The sequence below is a fragment of the Paucibacter sp. KCTC 42545 genome, assembly GCF_001477625.1.
Taxonomy (GTDB): Bacteria; Pseudomonadota; Gammaproteobacteria; order Burkholderiales; family Burkholderiaceae_C; genus Paucibacter_A.
Genome location: NZ_CP013692.1, coordinates 942040 through 962345, shown reverse-complemented (window position 1 = coordinate 962345; position 20306 = coordinate 942040). Strand labels below are relative to the sequence as shown.

Below are 20306 nucleotides of genomic sequence, written 5' to 3'. Positions count from 1 at the left end.
TGCGGAGCCGATTTTCGCGACCCGGTGAAACCCCGGGTCGGAAATCTGCGTCAGCCCGCTTTCTTGGGGCCCTTTTTCGGACCCTTTTTCAACTCTTTACTCGGGCCGTTTGATACGGAACCAGGCCGCGTACATGGCCGGCAGCGCCAGCAAAGTCAGCGCCGTGGCTACGATCAAACCGCCCATGATGGCCACGGCCATCGGGCCCCAGAACACGCTGCGGGACAGCGGCACCATGGCCAGCACAGCGGCGGCAGCCGTCAGCACAATGGGGCGGAAACGCCGCACTGCTGACTCGACAACAGCCGACCAATCGGGCACGCCACGTGCGCGGTCTTGCTCGATCTGGTCGATCAGGATCACCGAGTTGCGCATGATCATGCCCATCAAGGCAATCACGCCCAGCAGCGCCACAAAGCCGAAGGGCTGATTGAAGATCAACAAGGCTGCAGCCACACCAGCAATACCCAGCGGGCCGGTCAGGAACACCAGCATGGCGCGCGAGAAACTTTGCAGCTGCAGCATCAGCAAGGTGAAGATGAGGAACAACATCATCGGCACACCGGCCGCGATCGAGCCCTGGCCCTTGCTGCTTTCTTCCACCGCGCCGGCCACCGAGATGCTGTAGCCCACCGGCATCTTGGCCTGCAAGGCCTGCAGCTGCGGCCACACCTGGGCGGTGACAGTGGCGCCCTGCATGCCCTCAGCCACATCGCCCTGCACGGTCACCGCGTAATCACGCGCTTCGCGCCACAGCACGCCGGGCTCCCAGGCAAAGCTGACCTTGGCGATTTGCGCCAGTGGAATGGAACGGCCACTGGACGTGGGCACATAGGCATTGCCAATATCGCTGATCGCATTGCGCTCATTCAAGGGCTGACGCAGCACGATGTCGATCAGGCGATCGCCATCGCGGTACTGACCAATCGTGCTGCCCGAGAACATGGTGCGCGCGGCCTGCGCCAGCGCCTGGCTGCTCACACCCAGGGCGCGCGCCTTGTCCTGATCAACCTCCAGGCGCAAGACCTTGATCGGCTCGTTCCAGTTGTCATTGACGCCACGCATATTCGCGTTGGCGGCCAGAATGACCTTGGCTTGGTCACCCCATTGGCGCACCTCTTGCGCATTCGGCCCGGCGACACGGAACTGAACCGGGTAAGGCACCGGCGGCCCATTGGGCAGCAGCTTGACGCGAGCCCGCACCTCCGGGAACTCGGCCGCCACCAGCGTCGGCAAGCGCTTGCGCAGGTCCTCGCGCTCATGCAAATCCTTGCTCAGGATGATGGCCTGGCTGACATTGGCCTGCGGGAAGATCACATCCAGCGGCAAGTAGAAACGCGGCACGCCGCTACCGATCCAGGTGCTGACCGACTCCACGCCCTGCTCCTTGAGCATGCGGGCCTCGAAGCGCTTGGCGACTTCGCGGCTTTGCAAAATGGTGGAGCCTTCGGGCAGGCTCAGGTCGACCAGAATTTCCGGCCGCGATGAATCTGGGAAGAACTGCTGCTGCACACGGCCCATGCCGACCATGCCCAGCGCAAAGGTCAGTACCGTCAAGCCAATGGTTTTCCAGCGATTCAGCACGCACCAACGCACCAGGCTGCGGAAGCGGTTGTAGAACGGGGTGTCAAACAACTCATGCGCCTCGCCACCCTCGTTGGACTTGTGAGTACGCAAGAGCAAGGCACCCAGATAGGGCACGAAATAGACCGACACCAGCCAGCTGATCACCAGCGCCGCGGCGGTGACCGCAAAGATGGCGAAGGTGTACTCACCCGTTTGTGACTTGGCCAGGCCGATGGGCAGGAAGCCGGCCGCGGTGATCAAGGTGCCGGTCAACATGGGCATGGCCGTAGCGTCGTAGGCGAAGGTGGCCGCCGTCATCTTGTCGTAACCCTCCTCCAGCTTACGCACCATCATCTCGACAGCAATGATGGCGTCATCCACCAACAAGCCCAGCGCGATGATCAGGGAGCCTAGCGAGATTTTGTGCAGACCCACGCCCCAATAAAACATGGTCACAAAGGTGATCGCCAGCACCAGCGGAATGGTGATGGCCACCACCATGCCGGGCCAGATGTCGATGCGCAGCGGCTTGGTGTGCAGACCCAGCGAGATGAAGCTGACCGCCAGCACGATCACCACTGCTTCGATCAGCACCTTGATGAATTCGTTCACCGAGCGGGTCACGGCTCGGGGCTGATCCTGAATCTGCTCCAGTTCAATGCCGGCCGGCAACTGGGCGCGGATCTGCGCGGCAGTCGCCTGCAAGGCCTTGCCCATGGCCACGATGTCACCGCCCTTGGCCATGGACACCCCCAGCGCAATCACATCCTTGCCCTGATGCCGCACCATGACGGCCGGCGGATCGGCGTAGCCGCGCGTGACCTCGGCAATATCCGACAGGCGCAGGCTGCTGGCCTGGCCGGTTGTTGCATTGACAGCTCGGATCGGGAAGTCCTTCAGTGCCTGCACCGACTGGAACTGACCCTGCACCCGCACTTGCAGGTTGCCGCTGCCAGCATCCAGGACACCGCCGCCTTCGATCGCGTTTTGCGCGCCGATCTGGGCAATCACCTGGTTGAAATCCAGGCCCATGGTGGCGACCCGCTTTTGCGAGATCTCAACAAACACCTTCTCGGCCTGCACGCCGAAAGGCTCCACCTTGGCCACATCGGTCACCTTGAGCAGAGCCGAGCGCACCCGGTCCGCATGGGCACGCAACTCATCAAACGAGAAGCCCTGCGCCGAGAGCGCAAAAATACTGCCGTAGACATCGCCAAACTGGTCATTGAAGACCGGACCGACCACGCCTTGCGGCAAGGTGTGCGCCATGTCACCGACGCGCTTACGCACCTGGTACCAGACATTGGGCACCTCGCCAGCCGGCGTGTGCTCCTTGAGCTGGAAGATGGTTAGCGATTCACCCGGCTTGGTGTAGCTGCGCACCCGGTCGGCGAAGGGCACTTCCTGCAAGGTCTTCTCGATCTTGTCGGTGACCTGCTCAGCCACCTGCTCGGCGGTGGCGCCGGGCCAGAAAGCCTGGACCACCATCAGGCGCAGAGTGAAGGGCGGATCCTCATCCTGACCGAGCTGGAAATAGGCCGCAAAGCCCATCAGCATCAACACGACCAAGAGATAGCGCGTCAGCGCCGGATGCTCCAGGGCCCAGCGCGAGACATTGAAATTTCGGCGTCCACCGGCGCCTGCGGGCTTGGATGACTTGACTGGCTTGCTGCTCATGAAGGCGGACTCCGGGCTTACTTGGAAGCCGCAGGGGCCGCACTCGACACGGTCGCGCCCGCCGCAGCGGGCTGCACATAGCGGCAGACCTTCTGGCCAGCCTTGAGCACATGCACACCCGCCACCACCACCTCCTGGCCAGCCACCAGGCCGCCAGCGATCAGCACCTCATTGCCATCGGCACCACCCACTTGCACCGGCTGCGCCTTCAAGGTCATGCTGGCCGGGTCCAGCACCCAGACCGAACTATTGCCCTGATCCTGGCGCAGTGCGGCCAGCGGCAGCTTGATGACTTGCTCGACACGGGGGGTTTGCAGGGTCACGGTGGCGGTCTGACCTAGCTTGGTGTCCAGGCGTGCCACATCGGCCTTGACCATGAAGGTGCGCGTGACCGGGTCGGCCGCCGCGGACAACTCACGCAGCACCGCCGCACGCGGCGGCTGGCCCGAGCCCCACAGCGTGAACTTCAAAGAGCCTGGCTGGCTGGCCGCGGCGCGGAACTGATCCAGCTGATCCTCAGGCACGGCAAACACCACATCGCGCGGCCCGTCTTGTGCGATGCGCACAATCGGTGTGCCGGCCGACACCACCATGCCCGGCTCGGCGTCCACGCCGGTCACCACGCCCGCCGCATCGGCCAGCAAGCTGGCGTACTCGGTCTGATGGCCCTGCGCCTCGCCCTGCGCCCTGGCTTGGTCGAGCTGCGACTGCGCAGCCTTGAAGGCGCTGTTGCGGCGCTCCAACTCCGCAGCGCTGATGAAGCCCTGCTGTTGCAGATCGATGAAACGCTTGTAATCGGCGGCGGCCTGATCGCGATTCGTTCTAGCGGCGGCCACGGCGGCATCGGCGGCGCTGCGGGCCAGCACCAGATCTTGCGCGTCGAGTTGTGCCAGCAATTGCCCCGGCTTGACGGCATCCCCCAGATTGACCTTGCGCGACAGCAGCTTGCCACCCACGCGGAAGGACAGGCGGGATTCGACCCGCGCGCGCACTTCCGCCGCGTATTCAAAACTCGTGCCCACCGGCGCCGTCCGCAGCACCAGGGTGCGCACAGCCCGTTCGGGTTCAGCCGCCGGTTCTGGTTTGCCGCAGGCCACGAGCAGCACGCTCAGGCTGAAAACAGGCGCCAAGCGCAAGAACCTGGAAGATCGCAAAGACATGGATAACCCCGAGATGCAGAACTCAGGCGCGCATCAGCGCCACCCAAAAAGGCAGCGTCATGCGGGGCCAGAACCCTTATTGACTGATTGGTCAGTAATGTATGCAAGGGGCTAGTGCCTGTCAAACCAGCAGTTCGCGCTGCCAACTCAGGCGTAAATGCGCCTTGACAGGCAGCCAAGCCGCTGACCGGCCCAATTCCCCGACACAATCTCGCCCGTGAACATTGACCACTACGAAAACTTTCCCGTCGCCTCCTGGCTGTGCCCCAAGCCGCTGCGCCCGCCCATCGCGGCCATCTACCATTTCGCGCGCACGGCCGACGATCTGGCCGATGAAGGCGATGTCAGCACCGCGCAACGCCAGGCCGATTTGCAAGCCTATCGCGCCGACCTGCACGCCATCTTCCAAGGCCAGGCTTGCTCGCCGCGCTGGGCCGCCCAGGTGTTTGAGCCGCTGCGCCACGCCAGCCTGCAATATCGGCTGCCCCTGCGCCTGCTTGACGATTTGCTCGACGCCTTCGAGCAAGACCTGCACCAAAACAGCTACGCCGACCGGCCCGAACTGCTGAACTACTGCCGCCGCTCGGCCAACCCAGTGGGCCGCTTGCTGCTGCATCTCTACGGCATTGATGACGCCCTGGCCCTGCAGCGCTCCGACGCCATTTGCAGCAGCCTGCAGCTGATCAACTTCTGGCAGGACTTCAGCCGCGACGGGCCGCGTGGCCGCGTCTACGCCCCGCGCGCCGACCTGCAGCGCCACGGCCTCAACGAAGATCAGCTGCGCCGATGCCAAGACAGCCCCGCCGCACGCACCCTGATTGCCGAGCTTTGCACCTGGGCGGAGGACTTGATGCACCAGGGCGCGCCCCTGGTCCACCAGATTCCAGGCCGGGCCGGCTGGGAATTGCGCTTGGTGGTGCAAGGCGGGCTGCGCATTCTTGAGAGAATCCGCGCCATGCAATTTGCCAGCCTGACTCAGCGGCCTCAGATCGGTGCGCTGGACGCGCCGCGACTGCTGCTTCGCGCCATGCTGATGCGCCCCCAATCCAACCAGAAGGAAACCTCGTGAGTCCCGAGCAGTACGTGCAGGACAAGGCAGCCAAGAGTGGCTCTAGTTTTTACTACGCCTTCTTGTTTTTGCCGCCACCCCGGCGCGCCGCCATCACCGCCTTTTACGCTTTCTGCCGCGAGGTGGACGATGTGGTGGACGAAACACAAGACGCCGGCGTGGCCGCGACCAAGCTGGCCTGGTGGCGTAAGGAAGCCGCCAGCGCCTTCGCCGGCCAACCCCAGCATCCGGTGATGCGGGCCTTGATGCCCCATTGCCAGAGCTATGACATCCGCCTAGAGCACCTGAACGCCGTCATCGACGGCTGCCAGATGGATCTGGAGCAGACCCGTTACCTCGACTTCCCCGGCCTGCAGCGCTACTGCCACCTGGTGGCCGGCGTGGTGGGCGAAGTGGCGGCCTGCATCTTCGGCCAGACCCAGCCGCAAACCACCGCTTACGCCCATAAGCTGGGCCAGGCGATGCAGCTGACCAATATCATCCGCGACGTTGGCGACGACGCCCGCCGGGGCCGCATCTACCTGCCGGTGTCGGAGCTGCAGCAGTTCGAAGTCAAGGCGCACGAAATCCTGCAGCGCCAAAAGCCCTGGGGCTATAGCGAGCGCTTCACCGCCTTGATGAAGTTCCAGGCCGAGCGCGCCCACCGCCTTTACGACGAAGCCTTTGCCCTGCTGCCCGAGGCCGACCGCCGCACGCAAAAGCCGGGGCTGATGATGGCCAATATCTACCGCGCCTTGCTGCGCGAGATTGAGGCGGAAAACTTCCGCGTGCTGGAGCAGCGCATCTCACTGACCCCGGTGCGCAAGCTCTGGATCGCCATGCGCACCAACTGGACGGGCCGTTGAGCCCAACGCCTCCGCAGCAGCGCGGGCGCAAGCTCGCCATCATCGGCGGCGGTTGGGCCGGGCTGGCGACCGCCGTCAGCGCGGTCCAGGGCGGCGCCGAGGTCTGCTTGCTGGAGATGGCCCCACAACTGGGCGGCCGCGCCCGCAGCCTGGCAGCTGACGACAAGCAAGCGCTGCTGGACAACGGCCAGCACATCCTGATCGGCGCCTACACCCAGAGCCTGACCTTGCTGCAGACCCTGGGGGTCGATCCCGAACACGCTTTTTTGCGCACGCCTTTGCGTCTGCGCTACCCGCGCCACGAAGGCTTGCGCTTGCCCAGCGGCGCCCCGCTGATCAGTTTCACGCGCGGGGTGCTGGCCAACCAGGATTGGCCCTTGTCGGCACGCCTGAGTTTGCTGATGACCGCCGGCCGCTGGCTGCTCAAAGGCTTCCAGTGCCCGCCGGACTGGAGCGTTAGCACCCTATGCGCCGATCTACCCCGCTGCGTGCGAGAAGGCCTGATTGAACCGCTGTGCGTGGCTGCCCTCAACACCCCGGCCGCGCAAGCCAGCGCCAGCACTTTCTTACGCGTGCTGCGCGACGCCTTGTTCAGCGGCCCAGGCAGCGCCGACTTGCTGCTGCCGCGTTTGCCGCTCAGCGCCTTGCTGGCCACGCCGGCACAGAACTGGTTGCTCGCGCATGGCGCCGAGCTGCGCCTGAGCCATCGGGCGCAAAGCCTGCAGGCCGACGGGGCGGGCTGGCGCCTGGACGGTGAGTTTTTCGACCAAGTCGTGCTGGCCTGCACCTCGGTAGAGGCAGCCCGGCTGTGCCGCGACATTGCGCCGGCCTGGTCACAGCAGGCCCAAACCCTACGCTTCGAGCCCATCCTAACCGTCTACCTGCACAGCCCGGGCAGCCGCTTGCCGGCACCGATGGTGGCCTTGCAAGAAGGCCCGCAAGCTCCCGCGCAGTTCGCCTTCGATCTGGGGCAGTTGGGCACCCAGCCGGGGCTGTTCGCTTTCGTCATCAGCGGTGCGGCGCCGTGGGTCGGGCATGGCTTGGCCGAGAGCGGCCGCTACACCCTGGCGCAAGCCATTCAGGAATTCGACTGGGCCACACCACCAACGGTGTACCGCGTGCTGGCAGAAAAACGCGCCACCTTCGCCTGCACACCGGGCCTGTCGCGCCCGCCTATGGCGATTGCGCCGGGCCTGTGGGCAGCGGGTGACTATGTTGCCGGCCCCTACCCCGCCACGCTGGAAGGTGCGGTGCGTGCCGGGCAAGCGGCTGCCGCACAGGCCTTGCGTTAGCGACTCAGCGGCAGCGATATGGGCTGAGATCGACTAGAACTTCGGCGCAAACGGCGCCGCCAAAGGCTCGCCGATGAACACGCCCTGCCCGGGCCACAACACGCTATGCCAGTAGGCCTCCAAGGCCGACAAGCCCTGCACATAGCTCAGCAGCAAGACTTGAGGATGAGGGAACTTCTGGCGATGGTTGCAGGGCTCGCTGACCGTGCCATAGCTGGCGGTGGCGCCTGCCTCCAGCCAATCGAGGGCACTCATCTGGCCACTGTCGGGGCGGCGCTCCAGCTGACCGCCAAAGGAGGTCAGGTGATCGGCCAGGGCGCCCGGCAACCAATCCACCTGGTCAAGACCTGGCACCACCGCCAGCCCAGTTTGGTAGATCAAGGTGCGGCGTAGCGGCGGCAACTCTTTGTGCGCCGGCGTGTGCGCGTCCACACCCAGGCCGCGCAGCGAGCTCGCCGGGGGAAACAGGGTGGATCGCACATTGCGCGCCGTGTCCGCCGTGCTGACGAAATAGGCATTGGCGGGGAGGAAGCCAGGCAGGCTTTGGTCGGCCGCAATGCCACGCTCAATCAAGGCTTGTGCACTCTCCACGGTGCGCGCCGCCAGCAACATGGACGGCCGCAGGCCCAAATCGCCAAATGGCTTGGCACCCTGATAGCTGAAATAAGGCGAGGGCTTGGACGGCGCGCAGCCATTGCTGCAGAGCTCCGCCTGATAGCCCAGCGCCAGCGCGCCGGTGATGGAGTTGCAGACCACGGCGAAAGGCTGCGTCCAGGCCAGGGCCAGGCCCTGTACCTCGGGCCCAAGCTTGCTTTTGATCTGCGCCTGCAAGGCCTCGAACTCATCGATCGTCAAGCTGGCCCGCACCGGCAATGGAAGCCGCAGCACATGGGCTTCGGGAATGCCGCGCCGGCGGGCGTAATACTCGCCCACGGCGACTGAGTAGGGGTCGGCCGTGTTGATCACCAAACCCAGCTCGGCCGCCGTGATGCGGCCTTGCAGGCGGGGCATGCGCAACCAAGTGGGCGCCGCTGCAGTTTGACTTGGCGCCGCACTGGCAGGCGGGGTGGAAGCGGGGGTCGCCCCGCCGGCCGGCGCTGATGCTGATGCTGATGCTAATGCTGATGCTGATGCTGATGCTGATGCTGATGCTGATGCTGATGCTGATGCTGATGGCGATTGCGCCTGCGCCTGCGTCACAACCAGCTCCAGCGCCAGCAGGCCCGCCAGCAGCATCATGGCCCGGCCTGCCGCCTGCCGCCAAGCTGTTGCGGAGCGGTCACCATATCGAGGGGCGAATCTACTTTTCGCAATACAAAACAAAGAAATCTCCCGCACAATCAACGCATGAAAAACACAGAGGAAAAAACGCCTGCCATCCAGGTTTTGGAGCGCATGTTTTCGCTGCTGGATGTGTTGGCCAGCCACCAGGATCCGGTCTCGCTGAAGGAAATCAGCGCCAGCACCGGCCTGCACCCCTCCACGGCCCACCGCATTCTCAACGACTTGGCGATTGGCCGCTTCGTTGACCGGCCCGAAGCCGGTAGTTATCGCTTGGGCATGCGCATGCTGGAGCTGGGCAATCTGGTCAAAGCCCGGCTGGATGTGCGCGACGCCGCCATCGGGCCGATGCGCGAGTTGCACAAATTCACCCACCAGCCCGTCAATCTATCGGTTCGCCAAGGCGACGAAATCGTCTACATCGAGCGCACCTACAGCGAACGCTCGGGCATGCAGGTGGTGCGCGCTGTAGGCGGCCGCGCGCCCTTGCACCTCACCTCGGTGGGCAAGCTCTTCCTGGCCAGCGATGACCCCGCGCGCGTGCGCAGCTATGCGGCCCGCACGGGCCTGGCCGGCCACACCCGCAACAGCCTCACCGATATTCAAGCGCTGGAGCGCGAAATGGCCCTGGTGCGCCAGCGCGGCGTGGCGCGCGACGATGAAGAACTGGAGCTCGGCGTGCGCTGCATGGCCGCCGGCATCTACGACGACCAAGCCAAGCTGATTGCCGGCCTGTCGATCTCCGCCCCGGCCGACCGGCTGGAGGAGTCTTGGATGGTGCGGCTGAAGGAAACCGCCGGGCAAATTTCAGCCGAGCTGGGCTACCGGGGCGGCTGAGCCACAAGCGCCAAGCGGCCACAAAAAAGCGCGCTCATCGAGCGCGCTTTTCATTTGGGGATTCCGCAGCTGGCGGAATCACTGAGGCCAATGCTCAGGCCAACCTTCAGCCCGCAACCTTGATTTTGCTGTGATTGAGTTCAGCAGGGTTGCTGATGATCCACTTGCGCACCCGCTCTGCATCGCCAATCCGCGAATACTTGCCGGTCGAATCCAGGAACACCATGATCAGCTTGCGGCCGGCCATGCGGGCCTGCATCACTAGGCAGCGACCTGCCTCGTTGATGAAGCCAGTTTTCTGCAGACCAATATCCCAGCCCGGATTACTCAGCAAGCCATTGGTGCTGTGGAAATTAACCTGGCGACGACCCAGCGCGACCTGATATTCACGCGAGGTAGACAGCTCGCGCAGCAGCGGCACCTCATGCGCCACCTTCACCAGGGCGGCCAAATCCTTGGCGCTGGACTGGTTGCGGCTAGACAGGCCGGTGGGCTCAACATAATGCGTGTCGGTCATGCCCAGGCTCAAGGCCTTCTGGTTCATGGCCGCCACAAAAGCGCTCAAGCCACCGGGATAATTGCGCCCCATCGCATTGGCGGCACGGTTTTCCGAGGACATCAAGGCCAAGTGCATCATCTCGCCGCGCGTCAGCGTAGTGCCGACGGACAGGCGCGAGCGGGTGCCCTTCTCCGAATCGATGTCTTCGTCGGTGATGCTCAGCTTTTCGTCCATGGCCTGGCCGGCATCCACCACCACCAAGGCTGTCATCAGCTTGGTGATCGAGGCGATCGGCAACACGGCCGAAGGATTCTTGGAGAACAGCACCTCGTTGGTGTCTTGATCTAAGACCAGCGCGACGCTGGACTTCAGATCCAGCGGGTCTTCCACCGCATGCAAACCATACAACTGGCCATAAGTCGGCTTAGCAGCCACGACAGCAGCACCAACAACCGCGGCCTTGCGAACGCCGGAGCGCGCTTGCACCGTGGTCTTGGCTTTGCGCACGCTTTTGACTTGCGGCTTCTGGGCATCAGACTTGGCCGCCGTGGAAACCTTGGATTTGGCGCGTGTCGCCTCGGCTTGCGCGGGCGCCACCAGACCCGTGGCCGCCAAAGCGGCGCACAAGACGGTGCGCGACAACAATGAATAAATGTTCTTCAACTCGGTCCCCAGCGACTATCACTCAGTTTAAGTGATCAGGAAAACACACGCAAGATCAATCGCTTAAACGCGGCTCTTAAAGTCAAGCCTCGTCCAAATACGTGTTCATCGACGACCCCAAATCTAACGCACATGTCGGCCCGACCGATGACTAAGTGGGGCCGGGACTTCCCTAACCCTGCGCCGCCACACGCTCCAGCTTGCTGCGCAGCTTGTTCAGCGCGCTCAAATACGCTTTGGCGGACGCAACCACGATGTCGGGATCAGCCCCCACGCCATTGACGACGCGGCCGGCATGCTGCAAGCGAACTGTCACCTCGCCTTGCGATTCTGTGCTGCCACTGGTGATGGCATTGACCGAATAGAGCAACATCTCGGCACCACTTTGGGCGGCCGACTCAATCGCCTTGAGCACGGCATCCACCGGGCCGTTGCCCTCACTCTCGGTGCGGTGCTCCGCCTCACCGGCCGCGAAGACGACGCTGGCGTGCGGCCGCTCGCCCATTTCGGAGCGCTGCGCCAAGGCCACCAGGCGGTAATGCTCTTGCTCGGCGGTGACCGACTCATCCATCACCAGGGCGATGATGTCTTCGTCGAAGATTTCGTTCTTGCGGTCGGCCAGATCCTTGAAGCGCACAAAGGCGGCATTCACCTCGGCCTCTGACTCCAAGGCAATGCCCAACTCCTGCAGGCGTTGCTTGAAGGCATTGCGGCCGCTCAGCTTGCCCAGCACGATTTTGTTGGCAGCCCAGCCCACGTCTTCGGCGCGCATGATTTCGTAGGTGTCGCGCGCCTTGAGCACGCCGTCCTGATGGATGCCCGAGGCGTGCGCAAAAGCGTTCGCCCCCACCACCGCCTTATTGGGCTGCACCACAAAACCGGTGGTCTGCGAGACCAGGCGGGAAGCGGCCACGATGTGGGAGGCGTCGATATTGCAGTCCAGGCCGAAGTAGTCGCGCCGGGTCTTGACCGCCATCACCACCTCTTCCAGCGAGCAATTGCCCGCCCGCTCACCCAGGCCGTTGATGGTGCACTCGATCTGGCGCGCACCGCCGATTTGCACGCCAGCCAAGGAATTGGCCACCGCCATGCCCAGGTCGTTATGGCAATGCACCGACCAGATCGCCTGATCCGAGTTGGGCACGCGCTCGCGCAGAGTCTTGATGAAATTGCCGTACAGCTCGGGAATGGCGTAACCCACCGTGTCAGGGATATTGATGGTGCGCGCGCCTTCCTTGATGACGGCCTCGACGACCCGAGCCAGAAACTCCGGGTCCGAGCGATAGCCATCTTCGGGCGAGAACTCCACGTCATCCGTCAGGTTGCGAGCAAAGCGCACCGCCAGAATGGCTTGCTCCAGCACCTGCTCGCGCGTCATGCGCAGCTTCTTCTCCATATGCAACTCGCTGGTGGCAATGAAGGTGTGGATGCGCGAACGCGCTGCACCCTTGAGCGCCTCGGCGGCGCGGGCAATGTCGCGGTCATTGGCGCGTGCCAGCGAGCAGATAGTGCTTTCGCGCACCGCATCGGCAATCGCCTTGACGGCTTCAAAGTCACCGATGCTGGACGCGGCAAAACCGGCCTCAATCACATCCACCCGCAGGCGCTCCAACTGACGGGCAATGCGCAGCTTCTCGTCCTTGGTCATGGAGGCGCCGGGGCTTTGCTCGCCGTCACGCAAGGTGGTGTCGAAAATGATCAGTTGCTGGCTCATGGCTGGAGATCCTTTAGTCGCGGATGCGGAAGTTTATTGATTCAATCGATGAAGCGCGCGTTCGATCACTCGACCGCGATGGCGGCGCGCGCCAGGCTCAGCTGGCCTTTGCCGGCCGCCCGGTTCAGGCCGGAAACCACGGCTTTGAGTGAGGCCGACACGATATTGGCATCGACGCCCACGCCGAACAGGGTCAAGCTCTCGCCGATGCGCAATTCCAGATAGGCCACGGCGCGGGCATTGGCGCCACTGCCAATGGCATGTTCGTGATAGTCCAGCACGCGCACCGCGGCGCCGAGCTGGCTCCTCAAGCCGGCCACAAAGGCATCGATCGGGCCGGTGCCCTGCCCGTCGATTTGCAGCGTTTGGCCGGCCACCTGAGCTTGGCCGCGCAGGCTGGCAGCGCCGCCCGCCGCTTCCTTGAGTTGCGCTTGCACGCTGGTGCTGGCCAGGCCGTATTCGCCTTCAAAAATGCCCCACAGATCGGCGGCGGACAGCTCTTTGCCTGCATCGTCCATCACCGCCTGCACCACCTGGCTGAATTCGATTTGCAAACGGCGCGGCAACTCCAAGCCGTACTCGGTTTCCAGCAAATAAGAAATTCCGCCCTTGCCCGACTGGCTGTTGACCCGGATCACCGCGTCGTAGCTGCGGCCCAAGTCCTTGGGGTCGATGGGCAGATAGGGCATGTCCCAGATATCGCCTTCTTTACGGGCGGCAAAGGCCTTCTTTATTGCATCTTGGTGCGAGCCCGAAAAGGAGGTGTAGACCAGATCGCCCACATAGGGATGGCGCGGATGCACGCTGAGCTGATTGCAATGCTCCACACAGCGGCGCACCTCGTCGATGTCCGAGAAATCCAGCTGCGGGTGCACGCCCTGGGTGTAGAGGTTGAGCGCAATATTGACCAGATCGACATTGCCGGTGCGCTCGCCATTGCCGAACAAGCAGCCTTCGATGCGGTCCGCCCCGGCCATCAGCGCAAACTCACCCGCCGCCGTGCCGGTGCCGCGGTCGTTATGCGGATGGACCGACAAGATGATGGCCTCGCGGCGCGCCAAGTGGCGATCCATCCACTCGACCATATCGGCAAAGATATTCGGCGTGGAATGCTCCACCGTGGCGGGCAGATTGATGATGCACTTGCGCTCCGGCGTCGCACCCCAGGCCTCGGTCACCGCGTCCACCACCTGCTTGGAAAAAGCCAGCTCGGTGCCAGAGAACATCTCGGGCGAATACTGAAAAACAAACTCGGTGCCCGCCTGGGCGGCAGCCAGTTCACGCACCATGCGGGTGTGATGGGTGGCGAGTGCCACGATCTGCGCTTCATCCAGCCCCAGCACCACCCGGCGCATCACCGGCGCCACGGCGTTGTAGAGATGGACGATGACGCGGCGCGCGCCAATCAGCGATTCGAAGGTGCGCTCAATCAGGGGCTGCCGCGCCTGCGTCAAGACCTGGATCGTCACATCCTCGGGGATGTGGTTTTGCTCGATCAACAGGCGCACAAAATCAAAGTCAGCCTGCGAGGCGGAGGGGAAGCCGACCTCGATTTCCTTGAAGCCGATCTTCACCAGCATCTGGAACATGCGCAGCTTGCGCTGCGGATCCATGGGCTCGATCAAGGCCTGATTGCCGTCGCGCAGATCGGTGCTCAGCCACAGCGGCGCCTGCGTCAGCTGGGCATCGGGCCAAGTCCGGTCGGGCAAGGCGATGGGGGCAAAAGCGCGGTACTTGGTCTGTGGCTGCTTCAACATGGGGAATGCTCCAGAGTGATTGATTTGCAACCCACAGACACGAAAAAAGAAACGGCCCGCTGCAGATTGCATACGGGCCGTTGAGATCAGATTGACGTTCTTGTAGAGACGCGCGCGATCACCGAACCCGTGGGGTTCCTAGTAGTAGACCGAGCATGTTCAACGAGAAATTCATGGCGTCGAATATAGCACGCGAGAGCCCAGGCGCTTGGCGCCCGAGCTTATTGATGCAAGCCCTTTTCATCAGGCTCATCCGTCGACGTCGCAATCACGCTGACCGGCTTGCCCTTCAGCTTTTTGTAGGTGTAGACGGCATAGCCCGACAGGCCGTAGACACAGAACAAGAAGAACAGCACCCGCGGCGGGTCGATATTGATCACCGCGATCAAGAGCGCAATCGCCACGATCACGATGAAGGGCACCGAGCGCTTGAAGCTCACGTCCTTGAAGCTGTAGAACGGCACGTTGGTGACCATGGTCAGGCCGGCATACAAGGTGACCGCAAAAACCAGCCAAGCCTGCATCGGCTGGGCATGCACATTCTTAAAGCCGGCTTCATCCATCACCCACACCAGGCCGGCCAGAATGGCCGCAGCCGCCGGGCTGGGCAAGCCCTGGAAGAAGCGTTTATCGACCACGGCCAGATTGGTATTGAAGCGTGCCAGGCGCAAGGCCGCGGCAGCGCAATACACAAAGGAGGCGAACCAGCCCCATTTGCCCAAGCCTTGCAGGCCCCAGATGTACATGATCAGGGCCGGCGCGGCGCCGAAAGACACCATGTCGGATAGGCTGTCCATCTGCTCGCCAAAGGTGCTTTGGGTATTGGTCATGCGGGCCACGCGGCCGTCCAGGCTGTCCAGCACCATGGCGCTGAAGATGCCGAAAGCGGACTGCTCGAAGCGCCCGTTCATCGCCATCACGATGGCGTAGAAACCGCTGAACAAGGCCGCCAGCGTGAACAGATTGGGAAGAATGTAAATACCCTTGCGGCGCGGGCGCAGGGGTTCTTGGAATTCGGTGTTGTCGTCTTCGGGAAGATCGACGGAGGTCTTTGGCTCAGTCATGGGGCGCAAGGATACAGCAGACGGGCCATGGAAAAAGCCGCGTGGCCTGCAGGCGCACGCGGCTCTTGGCACTGATCAGCTCAGGGCTTAGTTCTTCGACTTGTCGACCAGCTTGTTGGCCTTGATCCACGGCATCATCGCGCGCAGCTTCTCACCCACTTGCTCGATGGGATGCTCGGCGGTCAGGCGGCGGCGGCTCAGCAGAGTCGGTGCGCCGGCCTTGTTTTCCAGGATGAAGCTCTTGGCGTATTCGCCGGTCTGGATGTCCTTCAGGCACTGACGCATCGCGTCCTTGGTGGCTTCGGTGACGACGCGCGGGCCGGTCACGTACTCGCCGTACTCGGCATTGTTGGAGATCGAGTAGTTCATGTTGGCGATACCGCCTTCATAAATCAGGTCAACGATCAGCTTCAGCTCGTGCAGGCACTCGAAGTAAGCCATTTCGGGCGCGTAACCGGCTTCGGTCAGAGTTTCGAAACCGGCCTTGATCAGCTCCACCGCGCCACCGCACAGAACTGCCTGCTCGCCGAACAAGTCGGTTTCGGTTTCTTCGCGGAAGTTGGTTTCGATGATGCCAGCCTTGCCGCCGCCATTGGCGGAGGCGTAGCTCAGGGCCAGATCACGGGCCTTGCCGGTCTTGTCGGCGTAGACGGCGATCAGGTGGGGCACGCCGCCACCTTGGGTGTAGGTGCCACGCACGGTGTGGCCGGGAGCCTTAGGCGCCACCATCCAGACGTCCAGGTCAGCGCGGGGCGTGACTTGACCGTAGTGCACATTGAAGCCGTGGGCGAAGGCCAGCGAAGCGCCTTGCTTGATATTGGGCTCGACTTCGTTCTTGTAGACCTCGGCGATTTGCTCGTCGGGCAGCAGAATCATCACCACATCGGCGGCGCGCACGGCGTCGGCGATTTCGGCAACCTTCAGGCCGGCGTTCTCGGCCTTGGCCCAGGACGCGCCGCTGCGGCGCAGACCGACGGTGACCTTGACGCCGCTGTCGTTCAGGTTTTGTGCGTGGGCATGGCCTTGTGAGCCGTAGCCGATGATGGTGACGTTCTTGCCCTTGATCAGGCTCAGGTCAGCGTCTTTGTCGTAATAAACGTTCATGTCGTGCTCCAGGGTAAAACGGTGTGTTGGGTAGAAAAATTCGGGGAATTCAAGTTCACAGGCGCAGGATGCGCTCGCCGCGGCCGATGCCGCTGGCACCGGTGCGCACGGTCTCCAGAATGGAGGCCCGGTCGATCGAGTTGATGAATGCGTCCAGCTTGGACGAATCACCGGTCAGCTCAATGGTGTAGGTCTTCTCGGTCACATCGATGATGCGGCCACGGAAGATGTCGCTGGTGCGCTTCATTTCCTCGCGCTCTTTGCCGACGGCGCGCACCTTGATCAGCATCAGCTCACGCTCGGTGAAATGGCCTTCGGTGAGGTCCACCACTTTGACCACTTCGATCAGGCGGTTCAGATGCTTGGTGATTTGCTCAATCACCTCGTCCGAGCCGGTGGTGACGATGGTCATGCGCGACAGCGAGGCGTCCTCGGTGGGGGCAACCGTCAGGCTTTCGATGTTGTAGCCACGGGCCGAAAACAGCGCCACGACGCGAGACAGCGCGCCTGCCTCGTTCTCGATCAGCAATGCAATGATGTGTTTCATTTGACTCGTCCTTCGCGCTCTTCAAACCGGCAGCGGTAACTGCCGGTTCTTGGCCACGCTCTTCGATTGATGGGAGTAGGTATCCAAACTCGAAATCTTGTTTGCCGGGCCATTGGCCGTGCGCGGTAACGCAGCGGCCCCAGCCCCGCTCACAAGACTCAGAGGTCTTCGGACCCCAGGCGCATTTCGGAAATGCCCTTGCCGGCCTGCACCATGGGCCAGACGTTTTCGGTCTGGTCGGTGCGGATGTCCAGAAAGACCGTGCGGTCTTTCAAGCGGATGGCTTCTTTCAAAGCGCCCTCCACATCTTCGGGCCGGGTCACCAAGAGGCCCACATGGCCATAGGCCTCGGCCAACTTGACGAAGTCGGGCAGCGCTTCCATATAGCTATGGGAGTAGCGGCCGCCGTAGTCCAGTTCCTGCCACTGCCGCACCATGCCCAGATAGCGGTTGTTCAAGGCGACGATCTTGACCGGCGTCTTGTACTGCTGGCAGGTGGACAGCTCCTGAATGCACATCTGGATCGAGCCTTCGCCCGTCACGCAGAACACATCCGATTCCGGCTTGGCCAGCTTGATGCCCATGGCGTAGGGCAGGCCCACACCCATGGTGCCCAGGCCGCCGGAGTTGATCCAGCGGCGCGGCTGCTCAAAGCGGTAGTACTGCGCCGCCCACATCTGGTGCTGACCCACATCGGAGGTGATGTAAGTGTCGCGATCTTTGGTCAGGCGGCACAGGGTCTCGACCACCATCTGCGGCTTGATGACCTCCGTGGACGGCTTGTAGACAAGGCAATCCTTGCGGCGCCATTCATTGATTTGGCTCCACCAGGCGTTGATGGCGGCCGAATCCGGCAAGGCGCGCGCTTCCTTGATCTGGAAGATCAATTCCTGCAGCACATCCTTCACATCACCGACGATGGGGATGTCCACCTTGACCCGCTTAGAGATCGACGAAGGGTCGATGTCCACATGGATGATCTTGCGCTCAACGGAAGCGAAGTGGGCGGGGTTGCCGATCACCCGATCATCGAAACGCGCGCCCACGGCCAGCAGAACATCACAGTTCTGCATGGTCATATTGGCTTCGAAGGTGCCGTGCATGCCCAGCATGCCGAGGAACTTGGGGTCGCTGGCCGCCGTAGCACCCAAGCCCATCAAGGTGTTGGTGACCGGGTAGCCCAGCAGATCGGTCAGCTCGCGCAACTCGGCGCAGGCTTCACCCAAAATGACGCCGCCGCCCGAATAGATATAAGGGCGCTTGGCCTGCAGCAGCAACTGCACAGCCTTGCGGATCTGGCCGGAGTGGCCCTTGCGCACCGGGTTGTAGCTGCGCATCTCCACATGCTGTGGGTAGGCGAAATTAGGCAGTTTGGCCATCGAGACATCCTTGGGGATGTCCACCACCACCGGGCCGGGGCGGCCGGTGCGGGCGATGTGGAAGGCCTTCTTCATCGTCACAGCCAGATCACGCACATCCTTGACCAGGAAGTTGTGCTTGACGATAGGCCGGGTGATGCCGACGGTGTCGCATTCCTGGAATGCATCCAGGCCAATGGCGGGTGTCGGCACCTGGCCGGTCACAATCACCATCGGGATCGAGTCCATATAGGCGGTGGCGATGCCGGTGATGGCATTGGTCACGCCAGGGCCCGAGGTCACCAGCGCCACGCCGACATTGCCGGTGGCACGGGCATAGCCGTCTGCGGCGTGCACGGCGGCTTGCTCATGGCGCACCAGCACATGCTGGATGGTCTCTTGCTTGAAGAGCGCGTCGTAGATGTAGAGCACCGCGCCGCCTGGGTAGCCCCAAAGGTATTGAACACCTTCGGACTGCAGACAACGGATCAACGCTTCGGAGCCATTGAGCTCAGACGAGGTCGAAAAATTGGGGGGAGTAATGTGCGACTGTGCCGCGGAGGCACGCTTGAAGTCCGCGCTTTGCAATTCCATATAAAACCTTTGTGAATTTCTCTAACGAAAAACCATCGGTGCTCCTACTCGCACCCTTGTGAGGTGGACTCGGAACCTGCGCAATCAAAAAACATGGCGCCCCGGTTGGGCAGCCAGCTTGAGACCAGAAAATTCATTGTGCGAAGCAGCATTATGCACCGAGTTCGCACAGCTCCGGCTGGAGTGACTAGTCAATTCGCTCGGAATGCGATACTGCGCCCACATTTGCCAGCATCGGGTTCGCCCATTTCCCTCCTTGGCCACCGACAAAGAACTCAACGACTTCCTGAAGAGCGTGGACCGCCGCGCCTTCAAACGCACCGCCTATTTGGTGCGTGACGATGATGGCGCACTGGACATCGTCCAAGACGCCATGATCAAGCTGGCGGAAAAATACTTCGACCGCCCGGCGGCGGAGCTGCCGCTGTTGTTTCAGCGCATCTTGTCGAACGCAACCATGGATTGGTTCCGTCGTCGCAAGACACGCACGGCCGTCATGCAGAACATGTCGGACTTCGAATCCAACGACCCCGACAGCGATTTCGACCTGATGCAGATGCTGGAGGGCCAGGACGGCGCCCTGGGCGCGCTCAGCGCGGCCGACGAGGTTTCGCGGGTGCAGATCTTGCATGCGATCGAAGCCGAGGTGGCTGAATTGCCCGAACGTCAACGCGAAGCCTTCCTGCTGCGTTACTGGGAGGAGTTGGACGTCGCGGAGACGGCCGCCGTCATGGGTTGCTCGGAAGGCAGCGTGAAAACGCACTGCTCGCGCGCCACCCATTCATTGGCAAAATCGTTGAAGGCCAAGGGGATCACACTATGAGTACAACAACACATTTCGCGCAGGAGCTGGATGCCCGCGTGGCACGCTTTGGCCTCAAAGTGGCGGCCAGTCTGAGCGAGGCGAACGACACCCTGCCCCACGATATTTCCGAGCGCCTGCGCGTCGCCCGCGACCAAGCCATGCTGCGCGCCCGCTCGGCCCGTGCCGCCCAGGTGCAATTGGCGCCCAAAACGGTGCAAGGCACCGTGCAAATGGGCGCCACTTTGGCACTTGGCGGCGGCCCTTCGCCGCGCTGGCTCAAGTTCGCCTCTGTTTTGCCCCTGCTGATGCTGGTGCTGGGCTTGGCGCTGATTCAGCAAAGCCAGTGGTACCAACAGATCAACGCCTCGGCCGAGGTCGACACCGCCTTGCTGGCCGACCACCTGCCGCCCGCCGCCTACAGTGACCCCGGCTTCACGGAATACCTAAGCGAAGAACAACAGTGATGATGGGTAT

At 62.7% G+C, this 20306-nt stretch carries 16 protein-coding genes; 6 read left to right on the top strand and 10 right to left on the bottom strand.

What is annotated here, in order from left to right:
* Positions 1-96 precede the first annotated feature (96 nt).
* Both AT984_RS04190 and AT984_RS04185 read right to left on the bottom strand, forming a co-directional pair.
* Entirely contained in the window at positions 97-3243 is a 3147-nt protein-coding gene (locus AT984_RS04190) for an efflux RND transporter permease subunit (RefSeq protein ID WP_058719034.1), read from the bottom strand.
* 17 nt (positions 3244-3260) lie between these two features.
* Positions 3261-4403: an efflux RND transporter periplasmic adaptor subunit gene (locus AT984_RS04185; protein ID WP_058719033.1), complete on the bottom strand. Its 1143-nt coding sequence runs from the start codon at positions 4401-4403 to the stop codon at positions 3261-3263.
* Between the two features lie 217 nt (positions 4404-4620).
* Here AT984_RS04185 and hpnC point away from each other — a divergent pair, with 217 nt between their 5' ends.
* The 3 genes from hpnC to hpnE are packed head-to-tail and all read left to right on the top strand — an operon-like array spanning position 4621 to position 7609.
* Complete coding sequence (gene hpnC, locus AT984_RS04180; RefSeq protein ID WP_082679777.1) at positions 4621-5472, top strand: squalene synthase HpnC; 852 nt, start codon at positions 4621-4623, stop codon at positions 5470-5472.
* Complete coding sequence (hpnD, locus tag AT984_RS04175; RefSeq protein ID WP_058719031.1) at positions 5469-6317, top strand: presqualene diphosphate synthase HpnD; 849 nt, start codon at positions 5469-5471, stop codon at positions 6315-6317. Before hpnC ends, hpnD begins: the two co-directional genes overlap by 4 nt.
* Positions 6314-7609 carry a hydroxysqualene dehydroxylase HpnE gene (gene hpnE / locus AT984_RS04170; RefSeq protein ID WP_058719030.1) on the top strand — a complete coding sequence of 432 codons (1296 nt, stop codon included), beginning with the start codon at positions 6314-6316 and terminating at the stop codon, positions 7607-7609. Before hpnD ends, hpnE begins: the two co-directional genes overlap by 4 nt.
* Before the next feature lie 33 nt (positions 7610-7642).
* On the opposite strand, the gene AT984_RS04165 is transcribed toward hpnE, so the two are convergent.
* Complete coding sequence (locus AT984_RS04165) at positions 7643-8620, bottom strand: TIGR03790 family protein (protein WP_058719029.1); 978 nt, start codon at positions 8618-8620, stop codon at positions 7643-7645.
* Positions 8621-8956: 336 nt separating this feature from the next.
* Here AT984_RS04165 and AT984_RS04160 point away from each other — a divergent pair, with 336 nt between their 5' ends.
* Positions 8957-9727, top strand: a complete 771-nt coding sequence (locus AT984_RS04160) for an IclR family transcriptional regulator (RefSeq protein ID WP_058719028.1) — start codon at positions 8957-8959, stop codon at positions 9725-9727.
* Positions 9728-9833: 106 nt separating this feature from the next.
* Here AT984_RS04160 and pbpG read toward each other — a convergent pair whose 3' ends face one another.
* From pbpG to AT984_RS04125, 7 genes are all read right to left on the bottom strand, one after another.
* A complete protein-coding gene (pbpG, locus tag AT984_RS04155) occupies positions 9834-10889 on the bottom strand; it encodes a D-alanyl-D-alanine endopeptidase (RefSeq protein WP_082679776.1) in 1056 nt (351 codons plus the stop codon).
* Between the two features lie 172 nt (positions 10890-11061).
* On the bottom strand, positions 11062-12603 hold the full coding sequence (locus AT984_RS04150) for a 2-isopropylmalate synthase (RefSeq protein WP_058719026.1): 1542 nt from the start codon (positions 12601-12603) through the stop codon (positions 11062-11064).
* Between the two features lie 65 nt (positions 12604-12668).
* Complete coding sequence (gene leuA, locus AT984_RS04145; protein ID WP_058719025.1) at positions 12669-14360, bottom strand: 2-isopropylmalate synthase; 1692 nt, start codon at positions 14358-14360, stop codon at positions 12669-12671.
* A 221-nt stretch (positions 14361-14581) separates the two neighbouring features.
* A complete protein-coding gene (gene pssA / locus AT984_RS04140) occupies positions 14582-15424 on the bottom strand; it encodes a CDP-diacylglycerol--serine O-phosphatidyltransferase (RefSeq protein ID WP_058719024.1) in 843 nt (280 codons plus the stop codon).
* Between the two features lie 87 nt (positions 15425-15511).
* Positions 15512-16528, bottom strand: a complete 1017-nt coding sequence (gene ilvC, locus AT984_RS04135; protein WP_058719023.1) for a ketol-acid reductoisomerase — start codon at positions 16526-16528, stop codon at positions 15512-15514.
* A 55-nt stretch (positions 16529-16583) separates the two neighbouring features.
* Entirely contained in the window at positions 16584-17075 is a 492-nt protein-coding gene (gene ilvN / locus AT984_RS04130) for an acetolactate synthase small subunit (protein ID WP_058719022.1), read from the bottom strand.
* 158 nt (positions 17076-17233) lie between these two features.
* Complete coding sequence (locus AT984_RS04125) at positions 17234-19027, bottom strand: acetolactate synthase 3 catalytic subunit (protein ID WP_058719021.1); 1794 nt, start codon at positions 19025-19027, stop codon at positions 17234-17236.
* Between the two features lie 256 nt (positions 19028-19283).
* On the opposite strand from AT984_RS04125, the gene AT984_RS04120 reads away from it, so the two are divergent.
* Together AT984_RS04120 and AT984_RS04115 are read left to right on the top strand one after the other, a co-directional pair.
* Positions 19284-19850 carry an RNA polymerase sigma factor gene (locus AT984_RS04120; protein WP_058719020.1) on the top strand — a complete coding sequence of 189 codons (567 nt, stop codon included), beginning with the start codon at positions 19284-19286 and terminating at the stop codon, positions 19848-19850.
* Entirely contained in the window at positions 19847-20296 is a 450-nt protein-coding gene (locus AT984_RS04115) for a DUF3619 family protein (protein ID WP_058719019.1), read from the top strand. The genes AT984_RS04120 and AT984_RS04115 overlap by 4 nt, the downstream gene beginning before the upstream one ends.
* Positions 20297-20306: the final 10 nt, after the last annotated feature.

Bases quoted from the DNA above. Each gene is read 5' to 3' on its own strand.
- AT984_RS04190 (WP_058719034.1), bottom strand. From the start codon at position 3,243: ATGAGCAGCAAGCCAGTCAAGTCATCCAAGCCCGCAGGCGCCGGTGGA.
- AT984_RS04185 (WP_058719033.1), bottom strand. From the start codon at position 4,403: ATGTCTTTGCGATCTTCCAGGTTCTTGCGCTTGGCGCCTGTTTTCAGC.
- AT984_RS04165 (WP_058719029.1), bottom strand. From the start codon at position 8,620: ATGCCCCGCCTGCAAGGCCGCATCACGGCGGCCGAGCTGGGTTTGGTG.
- AT984_RS04160 (WP_058719028.1), top strand. From the start codon at position 8,957: ATGAAAAACACAGAGGAAAAAACGCCTGCCATCCAGGTTTTGGAGCGC.
- AT984_RS04150 (WP_058719026.1), bottom strand. From the start codon at position 12,603: ATGAGCCAGCAACTGATCATTTTCGACACCACCTTGCGTGACGGCGAG.
- leuA (WP_058719025.1), bottom strand. From the start codon at position 14,360: ATGTTGAAGCAGCCACAGACCAAGTACCGCGCTTTTGCCCCCATCGCC.
- pssA (WP_058719024.1), bottom strand. From the start codon at position 15,424: ATGACTGAGCCAAAGACCTCCGTCGATCTTCCCGAAGACGACAACACC.
- ilvC (WP_058719023.1), bottom strand. From the start codon at position 16,528: ATGAACGTTTATTACGACAAAGACGCTGACCTGAGCCTGATCAAGGGC.
- ilvN (WP_058719022.1), bottom strand. From the start codon at position 17,075: ATGAAACACATCATTGCATTGCTGATCGAGAACGAGGCAGGCGCGCTG.
- AT984_RS04125 (WP_058719021.1), bottom strand. From the start codon at position 19,027: ATGGAATTGCAAAGCGCGGACTTCAAGCGTGCCTCCGCGGCACAGTCG.
- AT984_RS04115 (WP_058719019.1), top strand. From the start codon at position 19,847: ATGAGTACAACAACACATTTCGCGCAGGAGCTGGATGCCCGCGTGGCA.